This window comes from Candidatus Njordibacter sp. Uisw_056, assembly GCF_047730085.1.
Lineage (GTDB): Bacteria > Pseudomonadota > Gammaproteobacteria > Pseudomonadales > Balneatricaceae > Njordibacter.
In genome coordinates this window covers 2,658,179-2,674,306 of sequence record NZ_CP159830.1, presented here as the reverse complement: position 1 = coordinate 2,674,306, position 16,128 = coordinate 2,658,179, and the positions used below count along the sequence as shown (strand labels likewise).

The 16,128-nt window shown below is 43.5% G+C and carries 16 protein-coding genes; 7 read left to right on the top strand and 9 right to left on the bottom strand.

The genetic code is table 11. The features are described 5' to 3' along the window. The first annotated feature begins 16 nt into the window (after nt 1-16). On the top strand, nt 17-727 hold the full coding sequence (locus tag ABXT60_RS12810; RefSeq protein WP_443630484.1) for a rhodanese-like domain-containing protein: 711 nt from the start codon (nt 17-19) through the stop codon (nt 725-727). Between the two features lie 69 nt (nt 728-796). Here ABXT60_RS12810 and ABXT60_RS12805 read toward each other — a convergent pair whose 3' ends face one another. Beyond that, entirely contained in the window at nt 797-1,183 is a 387-nt protein-coding gene (locus ABXT60_RS12805; protein WP_443630483.1) for a tetratricopeptide repeat protein, read from the bottom strand. 187 nt (nt 1,184-1,370) lie between these two features. Further along, a complete protein-coding gene (locus ABXT60_RS12800; RefSeq protein WP_443630482.1) occupies nt 1,371-2,624 on the bottom strand; it encodes an FAD-dependent oxidoreductase in 1,254 nt (417 codons plus the stop codon). Nucleotides 2,625-3,021: 397 nt separating this feature from the next. Between ABXT60_RS12800 and ABXT60_RS12795 the strand changes: the two genes are divergently transcribed. The 4 genes from ABXT60_RS12795 to ABXT60_RS12780 all read left to right on the top strand — a co-directional run bounded on the left by ABXT60_RS12795 (nt 3,022) and on the right by ABXT60_RS12780 (nt 5,590). Next, nucleotides 3,022-4,497 (top strand): M81 family metallopeptidase, encoded by a 1,476-nt coding sequence (locus ABXT60_RS12795; RefSeq protein ID WP_443630481.1) that lies wholly within the window; start codon nt 3,022-3,024, stop codon nt 4,495-4,497. Nucleotides 4,498-4,942: 445 nt separating this feature from the next. Then, nucleotides 4,943-5,203, top strand: a complete 261-nt coding sequence (locus ABXT60_RS12790; protein WP_443630480.1) for a hypothetical protein — start codon at nt 4,943-4,945, stop codon at nt 5,201-5,203. A gap of 58 nt (nt 5,204-5,261) precedes the next feature. Next, complete coding sequence (locus ABXT60_RS12785) at nt 5,262-5,447, top strand: hypothetical protein (RefSeq protein ID WP_443630479.1); 186 nt, start codon at nt 5,262-5,264, stop codon at nt 5,445-5,447. After that, nucleotides 5,444-5,590 (top strand): hypothetical protein, encoded by a 147-nt coding sequence (locus tag ABXT60_RS12780; protein WP_443630478.1) that lies wholly within the window; start codon nt 5,444-5,446, stop codon nt 5,588-5,590. Before ABXT60_RS12785 ends, ABXT60_RS12780 begins: the two co-directional genes overlap by 4 nt. Before the next feature lie 108 nt (nt 5,591-5,698). Here ABXT60_RS12780 and ABXT60_RS12775 read toward each other — a convergent pair whose 3' ends face one another. The 7 genes from ABXT60_RS12775 to ABXT60_RS12745 all read right to left on the bottom strand — a co-directional run bounded on the left by ABXT60_RS12775 (nt 5,699) and on the right by ABXT60_RS12745 (nt 13,050). Next, complete coding sequence (locus ABXT60_RS12775) at nt 5,699-6,667, bottom strand: NAD(P)H-dependent flavin oxidoreductase (protein WP_443632112.1); 969 nt, start codon at nt 6,665-6,667, stop codon at nt 5,699-5,701. 305 nt (nt 6,668-6,972) lie between these two features. Further along, nucleotides 6,973-7,803, bottom strand: coding sequence for a Brp/Blh family beta-carotene 15,15'-dioxygenase (locus tag ABXT60_RS12770; RefSeq protein ID WP_443630477.1), 831 nt, complete (start codon nt 7,801-7,803; stop codon nt 6,973-6,975). Continuing rightward, entirely contained in the window at nt 7,796-8,917 is a 1,122-nt protein-coding gene (locus ABXT60_RS12765; RefSeq protein ID WP_443630476.1) for a lycopene cyclase family protein, read from the bottom strand. The genes ABXT60_RS12770 and ABXT60_RS12765 overlap by 8 nt, the downstream gene beginning before the upstream one ends. After that, nucleotides 8,901-9,821 (bottom strand): phytoene/squalene synthase family protein, encoded by a 921-nt coding sequence (locus tag ABXT60_RS12760; protein ID WP_443630475.1) that lies wholly within the window; start codon nt 9,819-9,821, stop codon nt 8,901-8,903. The genes ABXT60_RS12765 and ABXT60_RS12760 overlap by 17 nt, the downstream gene beginning before the upstream one ends. 3 nt (nt 9,822-9,824) lie before the next feature. Beyond that, nucleotides 9,825-11,324, bottom strand: a complete 1,500-nt coding sequence (gene crtI, locus ABXT60_RS12755; RefSeq protein WP_443630474.1) for a phytoene desaturase family protein — start codon at nt 11,322-11,324, stop codon at nt 9,825-9,827. Continuing rightward, complete coding sequence (locus ABXT60_RS12750; RefSeq protein WP_443630473.1) at nt 11,321-12,283, bottom strand: polyprenyl synthetase family protein; 963 nt, start codon at nt 12,281-12,283, stop codon at nt 11,321-11,323. Before ABXT60_RS12750 ends, crtI begins: the two co-directional genes overlap by 4 nt. Before the next feature lie 104 nt (nt 12,284-12,387). Then, nucleotides 12,388-13,050: a bacteriorhodopsin-like gene (locus ABXT60_RS12745; RefSeq protein ID WP_443630472.1), complete on the bottom strand. Its 663-nt coding sequence runs from the start codon at nt 13,048-13,050 to the stop codon at nt 12,388-12,390. Between the two features lie 338 nt (nt 13,051-13,388). Here ABXT60_RS12745 and ABXT60_RS12740 point away from each other — a divergent pair, with 338 nt between their 5' ends. Continuing rightward, on the top strand, nt 13,389-14,411 hold the full coding sequence (locus tag ABXT60_RS12740; protein WP_443630471.1) for an MBL fold metallo-hydrolase: 1,023 nt from the start codon (nt 13,389-13,391) through the stop codon (nt 14,409-14,411). Nucleotides 14,412-14,576: 165 nt separating this feature from the next. After that, nucleotides 14,577-16,121: an exonuclease domain-containing protein gene (locus ABXT60_RS12735; protein WP_443630470.1), complete on the top strand. Its 1,545-nt coding sequence runs from the start codon at nt 14,577-14,579 to the stop codon at nt 16,119-16,121. The last annotated feature ends 7 nt before the right edge of the window (nt 16,122-16,128 follow it).

Genomic DNA, 16,128 nt, shown 5'->3' with positions numbered 1-16,128 from the left:
AATATTAGGGTGAAATATGAAAAAAATAACAAAAATAATGTCATCTATGAGTGTTGGGCTGTTATTAGGCTCTAGTAGTTTATGCGTTTTTGCTGCCGGAGGCCCGGTTGGAATCACGGCGAACATGATGTCTATTGACGTGACTCATAATGGGCAACCTATGCAAATCATGCGAAACCAAGACAACAATAATATGGTGATTGACGCGTTTGCAAAAACCTCACGCCCTTGTCCTGTATTTTGTATTCAGCCAATGAAGTTTGCCCCAGGTATTGAAACCCTAGGTGAATTGGAGATCATTGATCATATAGTACGCATGCAAAATGGTGAAAACATTTTGGTAGTAGACTCGCGAACCCCCGATTGGGTTAAGCGGGGCACTATTCCTGGTGCTGTCAACGTGCCTTTCACAAAACTAACGCCCTCCAAAGGTGCGACTACAGAAATTATTATGCAGGTAATGATGGACCAATTTGGTGTTAAGCTGGTTGGTGATGCTGATGAGTTCACTGTCGACGAAGCCATTGTCGCTGGCAATGTAAATGAAGTGTTTGATTACGCTGATGCGAAAACCTTAGCATTGTTTTGTAATGGTATGTGGTGTGGGCAGTCTCCAGCTTCTATGGCAACCTTATTGAAATTTGGCTATCCGGCTGAGAAAATTAAGTGGTTCCGCGGCGGTATGCAGACTTGGGAAGTGCTTGGTTTTAATACGGTCAAGCCATAATAGGCTAAGTTATAGCCATAATAAAAGGGCCGTTGGGCCCTTTTATTATGTTAAATCTGGTAGTAATATCTAGCAGTCGTCTTCAGGATCTTCATCTTCATCCTCATCTTCTCCACCAGTTGCTGCAGAAATAGTTTGCAGGCTCAACCATTTAGTTGCAAGCAAATGGCCTTGATCCGCTGCTTTTTGTATTAAAATTTTTGCCTTAACAAGGTTTGAGTCAATGCCAATGCCTTGAACATAGAGCAAGCCCAACTGGTATTGAGCTTCGCTACTACCAGCTTGAGCTGCTGTTAGAAAGTAATTAGCAGCACTTGTTAAATCAGACTTACTTTGGGCTTGAAAGCCCTGTTCTAATTCACTTATGGCGTGCACCTGAGATGATAATGGCAGTAGTGCTAACGAGGAGAAAAAGCCGAATGAACTGGCGCACACTATGGTTTTTATTATGCTCATACATGATCCTCTAATATATTAGGAGTCTAGCTGTATAGGTTTACTAGATCTACCCTTATTAAGCCTGATTAGCTTATCCTTTCGTCTAACTATAACTCTAACTCTAACTCTAACTCTAACTCTATATGAACACCTATGGCGGTCTCAAAGGAACGTGCAGGCTATGGTTATATATGTGTTTCTAAATTTAAGTTTTGAGTAGGAATGGGCTCATATCTACGTGTGGCTTTTTCTTGGCTATGATATCTGCAACTATTTTTCCTGTACCACAAGCTAAGGTCCACCCTAGGTTGCCATGACCAACATTGAGATATAGGTTTTCTATTGGAGAAGGGCCTAGTATGGGTAACGATGAAGGGGTCATAGGTCGCAACCCTGACCAATATTTAGCAGCGCTATAATTGGCTGCATTTGGAAGTATCTCTTTGGCCAAATTTAAAATCTCTTGGAAATTTTCTTGTCTAAAATGAGTATCAAATCCATCAAAAACTGCCGATGAAGACATCCGCAGGCGATCTCCAAAAATAGATAATGCAACGAGTTTATCGGTATCATCAAACCCCGGCATAGGCTCTATTGGTGTATTGATTAAAGGGGCTGTTATTGAAAACCCTTTGATTGGGCAGATCGGTAATTTAATATTAAGCTGTGTTGCTAAAATACCGCTGTGGGCGCCAGCTGCTAGCACATATGCATCTGCTTTAAACTCTCCTTTAGACGTTACAATGCTTGAGATCTTATTATCTTTTTGGCAAATTTTTTCAACTGTAGCGCCCCATATAAATTGGCATTCTGTCTTTTTTACGCACCAGTTAGCTAGTTCTACAGAAAACTTGGCGGAGTCGCCTGTTTTGCAATTAGGCGAGAAAACAGCTCCGGCATACGTTTGGCTATTAGCTTGCAGCAAAGGCAGTTTTTCATGCAGAGCGCCTCGATCCAGTAATTCTAATTTAAGCCCCCGGTCTTCTAAAAAGTTAAAATGACGGCTCAACTCTTCTAAACTACCTTGGCTTCTACTCGCATAGGCTATGCCTTGGTGACTAGCGTCAAAGTTTATCTGCGTTGCCAGCTGCAATTCGGCCAACATATCTATGGAATATTGTGCTAATTGGAACTTTGAATCTGAATTTTTAACCCACCGGCTGCTGCGGCACTGAGATAAAAAAGATGCTGTCCATCGCCATAATGTAGGGTCCATATGTAACTTATACTGAATCCCTAACTGCGGTTTTAATAGAGATTTAATCGCTACCTTTAACGCAGAGGGTGACGCCCAAGCAAACGCATCGCTGGGGCTTAAAAGGCCAGCATTTCCAGCGGTTGCACCAAAATCCCCATGTCTTTCTTGGGCTTCTAAAACAGTGACATTGATTCCTTTTTGAGAAAGATAGTAAGCCGTTGCCACCCCAACAACACCTCCTCCAATAACGAGTATATTCATAGTCTGACTCAAAAAAGAAATTCATTAAAACTTGGCTTAAATGATACAACAAAGTTACCAAAGGTTTTACATAAATCACACGCCCTTTAAGACGTCATTAAGGCTAGTTTACCATTGTCTTTCATCTGTTATTTTTAAGGCAATGGGTGCACCAATGTTAGTGCTTTGTATGAGTGACATTTTAATTGATCAGGTTGTTTACTTGCTACTTAATCCTCTAGTGTGAGAACGTATAAATGGTTTAAACGGTGACCATTTAATAGCATGAATTAATATTTAATTGACAACCTATGGGGCTGCCTAGGTGAACGCCACTCTAAGAGTTTTTTAATGAGCTGTCGGTTCTTTCAGAGGGCTGCGGTTATTCATAATAAAAAATCAAAAGGCAGGCTAAGTAATGACCTTTAAAATACTAAGTGCAGAGTTCTCTCATGAAACAAATACGTTTAATGTTTACCCAACAACATTCGATAGTTTTAATCGTCAAATGTTGCTCGATGGTATGCAGGCGATAGCCCAACGAGGGAGCAAAAACACTGAATTAGCAGGGTTGCTAGACGTAGGTGCCGAATACAACTGGCAAATAGAACACTGTTTTAGTGCCTCAGCTGGGCCTGGAGGTAAAGTCACAAGCCATGCTTTTGAGGAAATATTAAAGCCACTTACACAGCGTCTTTCTGAGCAGTGGGATGGTGTTTTTTTAATCTTACATGGTGCTATGGTGACTGATGTTTGTGATGACGGAGAAGGTGAAATACTGCGCAGAGTACGTGCAGGTGTGGGCCCAGATATTCCAATAGCCGTCACCCTAGATCCCCATGCCAATGTGACGCTACAAATGTGCCAACTGGCGCAAATTTTAGTGTCTTATAATACCTACCCCCACGTAGATATGCGTGAGACAGGGCAGCGCACAGCGCAAATTTTACAGCGAGCTTTAATCAAGCAAATTCAGCCTCAAACGCTGCGGGCCCATAGGCCAATGCTAGAAGAAATTAATGGCGGTAGAACTGATATAGGGCCAATGATCCAAAGGCATGAGTTAGCAAGGGGTTACGAACAGCAAGAAGACGTTTATGCGGTGAGTATTAACGGTGCCTTTGCCAGTGCTGATATTAGTGAATTAGGCCCTACAGTACTAATATGTTGCTCTGGTGACACCGCTTTACATCGTCAGCTGGCAGAAAATATAGCAGAAGATATTTGGACTAGGCGGGATCAGGTATTGAATACTTATTACAGTTGTACTGAAGTTGCAGGTATCGCAAGCAAGTGGTCAGGGCTCAGAGAAGAAGGCCCTCTAATTATCGCTGACTATGCAGATAACCCAGGTGCAGGCGCATATGGAGATAGCACTAACCTATTAAAAGCGCTGCTAGATAACCAAATTGAAAACGCCTGTTTTGGACCCTTGGTAGACCCACAAGCTGTTCTAGAGTTGCAAGGCTATGAGTTAGGAGCACAAGTGTGTATTAGAGTGGGTGGTAAAGTAGAGCCAAAAATGGGGGGTGGCCCACTGCAAGTCAATGCAAAACTTATGTGGCAAGGCAGTGGGTTAGTGGTGGGAACGGGCCCAATGATCGCAGGATTGCAAAAAAACTTTGGGGACTGCGCGGTACTAAAAATCCAAGGCATCGAAATTCTCCTGGTGAGTATTGCTGGACAAATGTTAGATCTTAATCAATTTCAAACCTTTGGCATTGACCCTAGAGAAAAAACAGTAGTTGCACTAAAATCTATGCAGCACTTTCGAGCGGCGTTCGAACCTATAGCTGGAGATATCATCGTTTGTGATAGTGGCGCACTGTGTACAGTAAATTATCAAGCACTGAACTATAAAAAGGTACCGCGACCCATTTATCCCTTGGACTAACGTTACTAATATGCAGTGCATCGCGCATGAATAAAGATGCTTAAGCTTAGTTGCCCTTAGGCCTAGATATGCCATGGCATTAAAAACAAACTATTGCTTTTTTTACCCTGCTAATATGAGATTTAACACCTGTTATGGCTCTTATAGGGGGCTTTACAATACTTTACTGCGCCTAAGCTACCTTGAACAGCTAGGCTCTGATCTAATAGAAGTAAGACTTTTTCACACATTATCTTGCCTTATTACTTTAATGAAACTTTAAGTAGTTCGTGGCCCAGTAGTTGCTTTGGTGGTGCTAAGATGGGCAATAAACCACTCGTTGGTTAATAGTGTGAAAAGCTCGATATTAGATACTAATTGTTTGATCAGCTTCACGAGACGTTAGTTTCAAAATCTTTTCAGCAATCTGGTATCATCTATTAATAAGATAGTGTCTTAGAGCGAAATGAAAACTAAACTCGAAGTAATGAATGATGAAAACAAAGTATCCCCACCCGCTGCTCAAACGAATCGCTTGAGTCTTTTACGGCTGGCTGGCTGGCTGGGTGTGGTAATTGCGACGCCATTTTTTTTGTGGGTGCCACTTGGGTTAACTGCCTTGGTTCCTTCTATGGTAGACGTGTTTGGTCTTGTAGGTCTTCGCATTCCAGCAGCGATTACTATCTCTGGACTGTTGTTAGCCTCAGTTGGGTTCCACCAAGTTTAGAAGGGAGGATCCGGGCCCTTATTCGGACAAACGTTAACTATTAGGTAAGGAAATTAGTATGTTCAAACTATCAGATTTATTCATCTTGCTGGCGGTTGCCGTGTCCTTTGCAGTTTCTGGTTTGCTCTGGTTTGAGGGGAAACAGATAGAAGGGTTGTTCACTGCCATATGGGTGCCGTCTATACTGGCCTTTGGCATCTACTTTAAATTATCTAGTCTCCTAGCCCGGAGGGATGAGTCATGATTGCTGACAACTTGTTTAATATTGCCATGTTTGTATTTGCTATGATGTCTATAGGGCTTGTGCTCACTTTCTTAGAATTTCGTTTTGGCGCACCAAGGCGGCAGCAAGACCGTGCGGACAGGAATAAAGAGTCTGACGACTGAGATAAATCAGTTAGTTGGGTTAACTTTACCCTAAGCTATTTAAAAAATAGCGTGAGTATAGAGACAGGGAATACCATTAGACTCATTCGGCTATGAATTTAATGTCTACTATGGTCTCTCTAACTCTGTTTTGAGTAGCTGTAGAACCTGTAAACAGGGAAGAGGGCGTATTTTTTTAAAATTCTGGCCAGCCCAATGGCTTACAAATTCCCCACTAGAAGTGTCTTGCGCGGTCTTTCTCAAGTGGGCAGTGAGGGAATTCTGTGCTGGGAATGGCAGAGTAGGCTTGTTTTTCATCAGATGTATAAACGTATTATCTATTCCTCGAGCGGGCCTGCCAGAAAAAGCCTGAGTGATTTCTGTTTTTCTATCATGGCTGTTGAGTAAGTAGTGCTTATGAACAGCGCTGGTTCCTGCTTCTGGACAGCACAAAAAAGCCGTACCCAATTGTGCCGCACTGGCGCCAAGGCTCATCACTCGCCTAATATCTGCCCCATCCATTAGCCCACCAGCAGCAACTAGGGGTAAAGACACTGTTCTGCGTAGCTTTAAAAGAAGGTTTTCAAGTGTGAGCTGATGATCTTCACTTTCTAGATTGAATACACCCCTATGCCCACCAGCCTCAATACCTTGAGCTACAATAAAATCAGCCCCAGCGTTAGCCACAATGATTGCTTCAGCCTCACTCGTTGCTGTTATTCCTACTTTAATTCCTAGAGACTTCGCTTTTTCTATAATGCAAAGATCAGGAACCCCTAGATGAAAAGTCAGGATAGAGGGACGGCTCTCCCATATGGGGCCTAATTGGTCATTCAGTGATGGAAAAAAAGGAAATGAGGGCACTGTAAATTCAACACCTTCATTAAATGGTAACGAAGTTAATGCTTCAATACAGGTATTTTGAATATTTTTGTTTGGCAGTTTTATATCTTTAAAGACAAAAAAATTAGCGTTTATATGCCCAGATGTCAGTTTTTTTGTACTTAGTAGAGACTTTTCTATATTTTCTGGTGTGGTGTAAGCAAAGCCAAAACTGCCTACTCCACCAAAGTTAGCCACTGCACTTGCTAATTTCAGGAGTGTTTACTCCACCTGCCATAGGGGCCTGTATAATTGGGCTTTTTAAGTCATCAAATTCAAATGTGTTCATGGGTAATATTATAGATACGTCTCATTAAGGGCACAAGTTTTAGCATTATATAATCGGCTTGTCAGCAGACTACACAACATAAATAGGGCCATTAAAATGATTCTTGACTGCACAATATACGGCGTTCAATGTTATTTATAAGGCTAAATCTTATGCCTCTAGGGGCTAAGCTCTGTATTTTTTCGCACTTTTACCCTTGTACATGAGTTGCCAAGACATTATTTTTGAATGGTCATGGCCATAGGTGACGGCGTTTTAGTTTGTCTGCAAAGTCTACCAATAACATGTGGGGCACAGTAAGCGCAGCCAGACCAATAAAAGTTATTTGTATAAGTGCTGTAGTAAAAGACTGTTGAAAAACTATGTAAAACCCTAATGCAGCAACCCAGGCTGTCACAGAGTAGATAACTGCCTCTATTAAACTGCGCCGGCGTTCACTTTCTTCTTTAAGGCTGCGCCATATTCGCAGGGTATGGCAACGACTGTGCCATACACAAAAATACAGGGCAAAACTAACCAGTGGCGACAGCCAGAATACTAAAATTAATACTATGATTAGATTAAGTAATGGTTTGCGCCATGCTGGGTAAACAGTGGCATAACCACAGTAAACAGCGAAGCAGGCTAGCCATGGTAAAAACAGTAGGCTAACGGCATCCATAAGCATTGTTGTGCCCACTTCACCCACCAAAAGGGTAAATAATGGCTGCACCTGTGATGACTGCAGGCTGGGAATGGCAATAGGCACTAGGCCACCATGTGCCAACAAGGGGAGCCATCTATAGACAGGTCTTTCTGCTAGGGTTGATTTTGTAGTTACAATGTCACTACTACCAAAATGTAGTCCTGAGATTGTTAGGAATACGGCCAACCCCAGCAATGGCCATTGCCACCAAATCCATATCACCGAAGCTGCCAGAAGGACGTAAGTAAGATTGAACCCAAACCATGAAATGAATCCCTTGGGCCACCCGCTGCGGCGGGCTATAGCGCCATCTAGGCCGCCATGGGGCACGCCAAACAGCAACACTGCAGCCATAGCTAAGACATCTAGGCTAGTCATGGCTAAAACATTGCTTCAGTGCAGCTTTTATAAAGGGTCGTTTGGGTATGGCGTGTATTACTTTTAGCCATTCAATGACCCCTGCCTTACCCAGCATAAAGTGTGAAAATTGGTCAGCATCAAGCGCCCTAGCTGTTGCCATAAAAAAACTAACCCCCTGATCTGGTTGCGCCTTAAGAGCCCGATTAAAGACCTTATCCATAAAAATTAAACCTTTAGAAAATGCTTTGGGTAAGTGAGGACTGCCAACCGTGATAGATTTAGCCAGTGAAGACATCTGTGTTTGAATAGTGCTAAAAGCATAGCCAGAGGAAAGCCGCACTGCACCGCCAGCAGTACCAATATGATTGATTTCAGAATTATGCGGCGCCACTGTTGCCATAGAGATAACGCCAAACTCTTCCCTCACCTTCGACTGCACCTGCATGTTGCGTTCAGCAAGCCAACCCCTGATGGCGCTGCGATACCAATCTTTGTCTTCTATGTGTGTTGAAATCATTGTTGATTCGACCAGTAAATGGCGATCTGAGTAGGGCAGTACATAAATAAAGTGTAAGCCTCTAGATTGGTCCACACGAAAGTCCATCAAAGTGGCAATGTCAGCATTCTCTATAGGTTCGGCAAGGATTATTTCCCAACCTATAAAATGCTGACACAAGCTATTGTCTTCAAGTTTTGGTGGGCGGCTATCATAAATAGTCTTCGCCCTATAATGCTGACCCCCAGCCTCAAATTGTCCACCACCTCTCTCACCAACCAGGTTCTCAACGGATTCCCTCACCAGATTTATAGGTGCTTTTAATTTAGTTTCACAGTGGTTTAAATATTTTCCTGCACTCAAAGCGGTATAGCAATATTGGTCACTTTGGTGAATGACTTCGTGATTATGATCAATAATACGCCATTGATCCCAGCTACCCTGGACAGATGTGCTTAATTCTTTTAGTTGAGATTCTTTTGCCCAAAGAGCCCAGCTACAATCTCGCTCAGCCGCTGTTCTTGGCTCGAACACTGTGGCTGGTAAACCATTTAGCTTGGTCGCTAGCGCCATTCCAGCACTGCCACCACCGATGATAGCAATGTCTAATTCTATAGTTTCATCTGGGCTGAACACCGGCTAATCCCTGTAAATGATGGTGTAGCCTAGTTTCATGTGGGGGCACTACTTTTGGTCGCAAATCAGCCATACTTCGAAGGCTAAGTAGCACTTTTTCGCCCGCTGTTACCATCACTCGGCCCTGCCACCAAACCATATTGCGTCGTTTAAGTACCCAGCCAATTTGGCGGTATACCCTTAATGCTATGGCAATGGATAGCCTTGATCTAAAAGGCAACAGACGTATACCAAGTTGTGCACTAGCATAATACTGTTCGGAAAGGTTCAACAAACGTGTTATCGCATATGCTACAGGTTGCTGGCAGTTAACACCTGCTTCTGCAATCTGTTGTGGGGTAAAATTAACCCAACTAGAAGGCAAGTATCGGCGATCCATTTGAGCATCTTCTAACACGTCTCGGGAAATGTTAGTGAGTTGCATAGCAATTCCTAGGTCAATAGCAAAGCTCTCGGCTCTAGGTTCTTTGCAGTTGAGTACGCGGCACATCATTAGGCCCACGGTGCCCGCAACAGAGTGGCAATAGCGCAGCAGTTCTGCTTCATCGACCAAAGCCGTGGGATGCTGGTCACTAAGCATACCGTCTAGCAGTTCAGCAGCAGCACTAAGTGGAATGTTATGTGTATCAGCTAATTTAATAAACGCTTCAATTTCAGGCCCAGCAGAAACATGCTTGCCATCTAGTCGAGCGCGAATATCTTCAAGTGATTCTTGCCGGTCAGGCAAGTCGCCATCTGCTAAATCGTCTACATAGCGACAGAAGAGGTAAAGCTGCGCAGCGCGCTCTGCCAGATCTGCACCAAGAAATTTACTAGCCCAATAGAATGATTTGCCATGACGAGCCAGTATCTGCTGTGGTTGCGAACTACTAGGGCTTAAATGGCCTAACTGAGGAGTTTTCATAGTTTAGCCGCCCGAACCCACCTCAACACCAGTCAGCAGCTCTTCTACTACCTTAGCAGAGCTAACCACCCCGGGTAACCCAGCACCAGGGTGGGTGCCAGCGCCAACAAAGTAGAGGTTGTTCACTGCTTTATCGCGGTTATGGAACCGAAACCAAGCTGATTGAGTAAGCCGTGGTTCAATAGAAAATCCGGCGCCATGCATAGAACGGTAATCTTTAGCAAAATCTTCTGGAGTCATCCAAAAAACTTCCTCAATAACATTCGAAAGGTCGGGCAGTATGGTGTCTTCTAACGCTGTGACAATGCGATCACGCAGCACTTCTCCCTCTGTTTCCCAGTTTACGTTACCTTGCAGGTTGGGAACTGGGCAGAGTACATAAAACGATTCACAACCTTCAGGGGCAAAGCTTTTATCTGTTGCTGTAGGGCGATGTACATAAAGTGAGAAGTCTTCACTCATCTGTTTGGCGTCAAAGATTTCTGCCAAAAGTTCTTTGAATCTGGCGCCCATCCAAATGCTGTGATGAGCCACGTCGGGGTAGAGTTTTTTTGTACCAAAATAAAGCACATAAAGGCCCATACTGTAATGTTTCTTTATTTTCGGCAGGCGTAACTTTGTTTGCGGTAATAAGTGTTGATAACAGGTTTCTGGGTCACCACCAAACACAACGAGGTCAGCATCGATGACTTGGTTATTGCTGAGGCGAACACCAACAGCACAATTATTTTCAAGTATAATTTCATCAACATCAGCATTAAGCTGAATAGTGATGCCGTGGCGTTGCATTAATGCAGTCAATTCTTCAACCAGCTTCCCAGTGCCTCCCATACAAAAAAACACCCCCCAACGCCTCTCAAGGTAGTGGATTAGGGTGTAGATAGCAGTGGTTTTAAAGGGGTTACCACCCACGAGCAAAGGATGAATTGAAAATGCCTGGCGGATCAATGGGTGTTTCAGGTGGCTGTTAACCATTTGTGATACCGTCTTATAGCACTTCAACATCAGTAGTGCGGGGACCTGCTTGACCATATCCCATATGCGCGTAAACGGCCGGTGGACAAGCTGTTTAAAGCCTACGTTATAAACTTTCCTAGACTTTTCTAAAAGCCTCAGATAGCCATCTGCATCGTCTGGTTCAAAGCGCCGAATCTCAGTTAAGGTGTCTTCAATACTCGCACGGTAGTCAAATTGACTGCCATCAGCAAAGTGAAACCGATAGAAGGGGTCTAACGGTACAAAGTTTAAATGGTCTGCAAGCTTCTCATCGAAAAGCTCAAATAATTCATCAAACAAAAATGGCGCGGTGATTACAGTAGGGCCTGCATCATGGCGGTAACCGCCTTGCTCAAATACTTGGGCGCGACCACCAAGGCTGTCTAAGCGCTCTAGTAAGGTAACGTTATATCCTATGGCCTTAAGTCTTAATGCTGTTGCAATACCAGCGAATCCAGCCCCGATCACTACCACCGTTTTACCGGCTCCAAACGTTTTTGATGTCAAGCGATCAACCCTTGGTGTTTTATTTCTTTTTTCTGCTTTACAGCGTCTACTAAACTCTGAGTCACAGTGTGCAATTGACGAGGTAACGAAGGTACCAGTTGGTCAGCTTCTAGCAACCAGTAATCAACCAGCTCATTGGCTTCAAAAATCACATCACTAGCAGCAATGCGGCGCTGCCAATGGCCTAATTGCTGACTATCTTCTGATTCATACCAGCTTAAAAAATCTTTGAAGCCAGTACCTTGTTTAGCAAACAAACTAACCACTAAATTAGGTTTGCGCCCATCAAGGTCACTTGAGCGATGGCTTGATGGAATAATATCTTCAATATCATTGCGGCCTTGGTAAGCTTGGCCACAAAGACCTACAAGGTGCTCTAAGCCAGAAATATCTGGGCCTAGGCCAGCAGCAATGGCCGCACCTTTAATAGGAGCAATTAAAAGGGGTGCAGTCTTTCCTTTGGCGATATTTTGCCACTGTGCTAATTCAGCACACTCACGCTGGGTGATGTCAGATATCTGGCCACTACATGTTCTTTGCATTGCCTGCGCCAAAAGAGCCACCAAGCTACTGCTGTGTTGTGTGTTTCTAGCGCCCAGTTCAAAAGCTTTGGCAACCATCCAGTCGCCTAGGCACAGTGCCATGTCAGGCCCAAAATGTTGATGGATACTCTCTTGCCCTCGCCTATGGGTGCTGGCATCACTGATGTCGTCGTGAATAAGGGAGGCGTTGTGCAGCAGCTCACATGCGGCTGCCCAATGTAAATTATCTACTGTATTTAAACCCAGAGACAACCCGCTGGATAACGCCAGTTGCGCTCTGAAACATTTGCCAGGGTTTTTAAAGTGGTACTCAGCAGCAATTGCCAAGCTACTTTGGGGCTGCGGCATTTCTTGCTTATACAAAGCGGTTAGCTGAGTTTGCAAGTTCAACCCGTTGGTCTGTTTTATTGGGGACATTAATCGTACCCTTAATCAATTATTGTTATTTAACTGCTTATATTAGTACGCAAAAATGGAAGAGTCAGTAAACCTGACTCTTCCTGTCGTTCGAACAGCTCAAATTATGCTTTTGAATCTGAATCCGCTACTGCAGCAGCCCAGATAATCACACCAAACGCGATCTTATTTATAAAGTCGGCTAGGTTATAAACAATGTTCAGCATTTCTGCATCAGCACCGCCGGCCATATAGCCAAAGAAGTATCCGATAGGGTAGATAGACCACCCTATGGTTACACATATAAGCATCCACTTATACGCCTTTTGAACGTTGGCATTTGAAAGTCCAGCATTGATTTGGCTAGCTTCGCCTTTGAAGATTTCCCAAACAATGAATGCCCAACCAGCCATTCCTAGGATGAAGGCTAAAGTAACATTCATCATGGCTGTCTCACCAGCGAAGCCGAAGCCCAGCATAACAATAGAACCCACTAGCAACTTCCAGAATACGCGAGCTGGTACTTTTGTCACTGCAGACAGAACCAAGTAGAATTCAACCATCAACAATGGCACAGTCAACAGCCAGTCAATATATCGTAATTCGGTTGGAGATGTTCCGGTAGCTACCCACACATCACGCATGTAGAAGTAGTGAACCGCAGCAATCAACGTAACTAAGCCTGATACTGTTAAAGATGTCTTCCACTTTCCATCTACACGATCACGTTCTATGAAGAAGAACGCTGTAGCCGCAACAAGCGCCATGGAAATTAACCAAAAAGACATGCCAACCGGATCGGCGGACGTTAAGTTATAAGTCATTTGATACCCCTAATTTTTTTTATACCATTATGGTTGGTGTTGGTGCGTTTATTCGAACATAAACGTGCACAACACCGCTTTTATATAAAAACCAACTTTTTTGCATTAGCTGGCTTATTAAACTTATCAATTTTGACGCAGTTTTGCTGTGAGATTACACAAGTTTTACAATACTTGACTGTTTTTTACAGGGGGTAGGATTGGCTTGGTGTACCATTAAAAACACGAAAAACTAATGCTAAATAAAACAGCGCTTAACAAGATCGTTCGCGCTTTAGCTCCATCCACGGAAGGCAGTCCAGATGTATTTAAGTGCTCCAAAATTAATAAAGAAATACTTAGTGGCGATGGTTGTAGGGCTTTTAATCGTGCTCACTTTGACGTCTTGTAGTGTTGAGGAAACGTTTAGTAATACAGACCCAAGCGTAGTGCCAAAAAAACTTGGTGATGTAATAGAATGGCGCTTGACTAAAGATTCCTCTCCAGAGAGAGTCGATATCAAAGTCTCCAATGAGTGGCAGGACCTTGACCCCCAATCAACCCACTACGCAATTTGGATTGGGCACTCGAGCTACCTAATTAACACGGGTGATGTGACAGTGCTGACGGACCCGGTTTTCTCAAATAGGGCATCACCCGTAGGCTGGGCTGGCCCTGAGCGGCTAATCCCACCCGCCATGTCATTAGAGCAGTTGCCTAGCATTGATGTTGTTGTCATCAGTCATAACCATTACGATCACCTAGATCTACCCAGCCTTAAAATATTGCAGAAAAATAATCCCAAACTCGTTTTTTTGGTACCCCAAGGTGACAAAGCATTACTAGATTCAAATGGAATGGTTAATGTTTCTGAATTTAGGTGGTGGCAAAACATTGAAATTAAGCAAACTGAGTTTACCTTTACGCCCGTGCAACATTGGTCAGGCAGAGGGATAACTGGACGCAACAGCAGTTTGTGGGGAGGTTGGTTTGTGAAGAGCCCAAGTCTATCGATTTATCATGCCGGTGATACGGGTTATTCCAATGATTTTGTTGCCACTCAAAAACGGTTGGGAACCCCAGACGTGGCCTTTATTCCCATTGGGGCCTACAAACCAAGGTGGTTTATGAAAAATCAACACGTTGACCCAGATGAAGCTGTCCAGATTGCTCTAGATTTGCAAGTAACGCGTTCATTTGGCATGCATTGGGGTACATTTGTGTTAACTGACGAGCCTATTAAAGAGCCGCGTGCAATGCTCGCTCAAGCTCTTAAAGATCGCAATTTGGCACCTGAATTTTTTATAGCGCCAAAACCCGGAGCAATCCTACACTTAGCTCGGTAATATGAAAAAAGTTAAGCAGTTGGTATATCAAAGGGCCTAGAACTTAGCATCGATATTAAAATACTTGGAAACCTAAATAAATCATATGAGCAAAAAAGCTATGTGCACAAAGGCAAGCTCAGACGAGACAGAGAGCATCTGTGACTGTTGTGTAGGGGGTAGTGGATGCAACTAAACCTACTTCACCAACCCACACCTGCGCTTCTTTCCTCAGGCTTTCCAGACCGTATGGTACTGCTTGACTGCGAGACCACCGGTGGCAAAGCTATTTATCACCGCATTATTGAAATTGGTCTAATCGTTATTGAAAATGGTAAAGTGATTGAGAGGTGGCAAACATTCATCGACCCAAAAGTACCCGTGCCGTCCTTTATCCAAAAGCTCACAGGCATTAGCCCAGGTATGGTTAACGGTGCACCTGAATTTTGTGACATTGCTGAAGTGTTATTGAGCAAATTAAAGGGCCGCACATTGGTAGCTCACAATGCGCGGTTTGACTATAGCTTCTTAAAAAACGAATTTGAGCGCGCGGGCATCGGTTATAACGCCAAACCCCTATGTTCAGTAAAGTTTAGCAGAAACCTATATCCTCAATTTAAGCGACATGGCCTTTCGCAAATTATTCAGCGCTTTAGTCTGTCTATTGAAAATCGTCATAGGGCACTTGATGATGCAGAGATGATCTATCAGTTTTTCCAAAAGTCTTCAGGGCTATTTTCAGATGATGAGATTGCGGCCACCTGTAAAGTACTTCTTAAGCGAGCAACCTTGCCCATTTTACTCGACGCCAAAGACGTAGAAAAGTTACCCTCTAGTGCGGGTGTTTACTATTTCTATGATGAAAAAGGGGCTCTGCTTTATATTGGTAAAAGTGTGAATATTCGTAACCGAGTTTTAAGCCACTTCAGCTCTGACCACAAAAATCCAAAAGACCTACAGATGAGTACCAAAATTGCACAAGTTGATTTTGAACAAACCCCCAGCGACTTTGGTGCCCAAGTCCGTGAAAGTAATCAGATTAAAGCACTTGCCCCGCTCTACAATCGACGGTTGCGCAAAGTAAAAAAATTATTTCAATACCGCAGTACTAAAGACAGTAATGGTTACTTGCGCCTGACTATTGAAACTGTTGAAACAGCAGATACAGACGTTGAAGAGCAGTTTGGTTTATTTCGTTCTCCACGCCAAGCCGCTCAACAAATGGAAAAACTAGCTGACCAGTACTTTTTATGTCACAAGCTACTGGGGTTGGAGGGTGCACGGAACGCCCAGCAAGCCTGTTTTCGTTCGCAGCTAAAAAAGTGTTTTGGCGCCTGCCATGGGGCCGAATCTGCTTCTAGTTATAATGATCGAATGGGGGCTGCACTAAAAAATTATCAGATAAAACTATGGCCCTATGCTGGCCCTATTCTTCTGGAAGAACGAGACCCCCAATGCCCCGACCAAGTGGCCTTCCATGTCATTGACCGCTGGCGCTATATTGCTAAGCTGCCAATCTTTGAAGATATTTATGACCTAGGTTACCAGCTTCTTGATCAGGGTAACTCTCCCTCTACTTTAGGTAATAATGTGATTGATCTTGCTAAAGATGACGATCGTTTTGATTTGGACATTTACTTTATTCTTGTGCGGTTCATGGTGAATCAGAAAAACATTAAAATGAATACTCTAAAAATTTGGCCATTACTTGATCTTTCTAATGTGACTTAAAAATAAT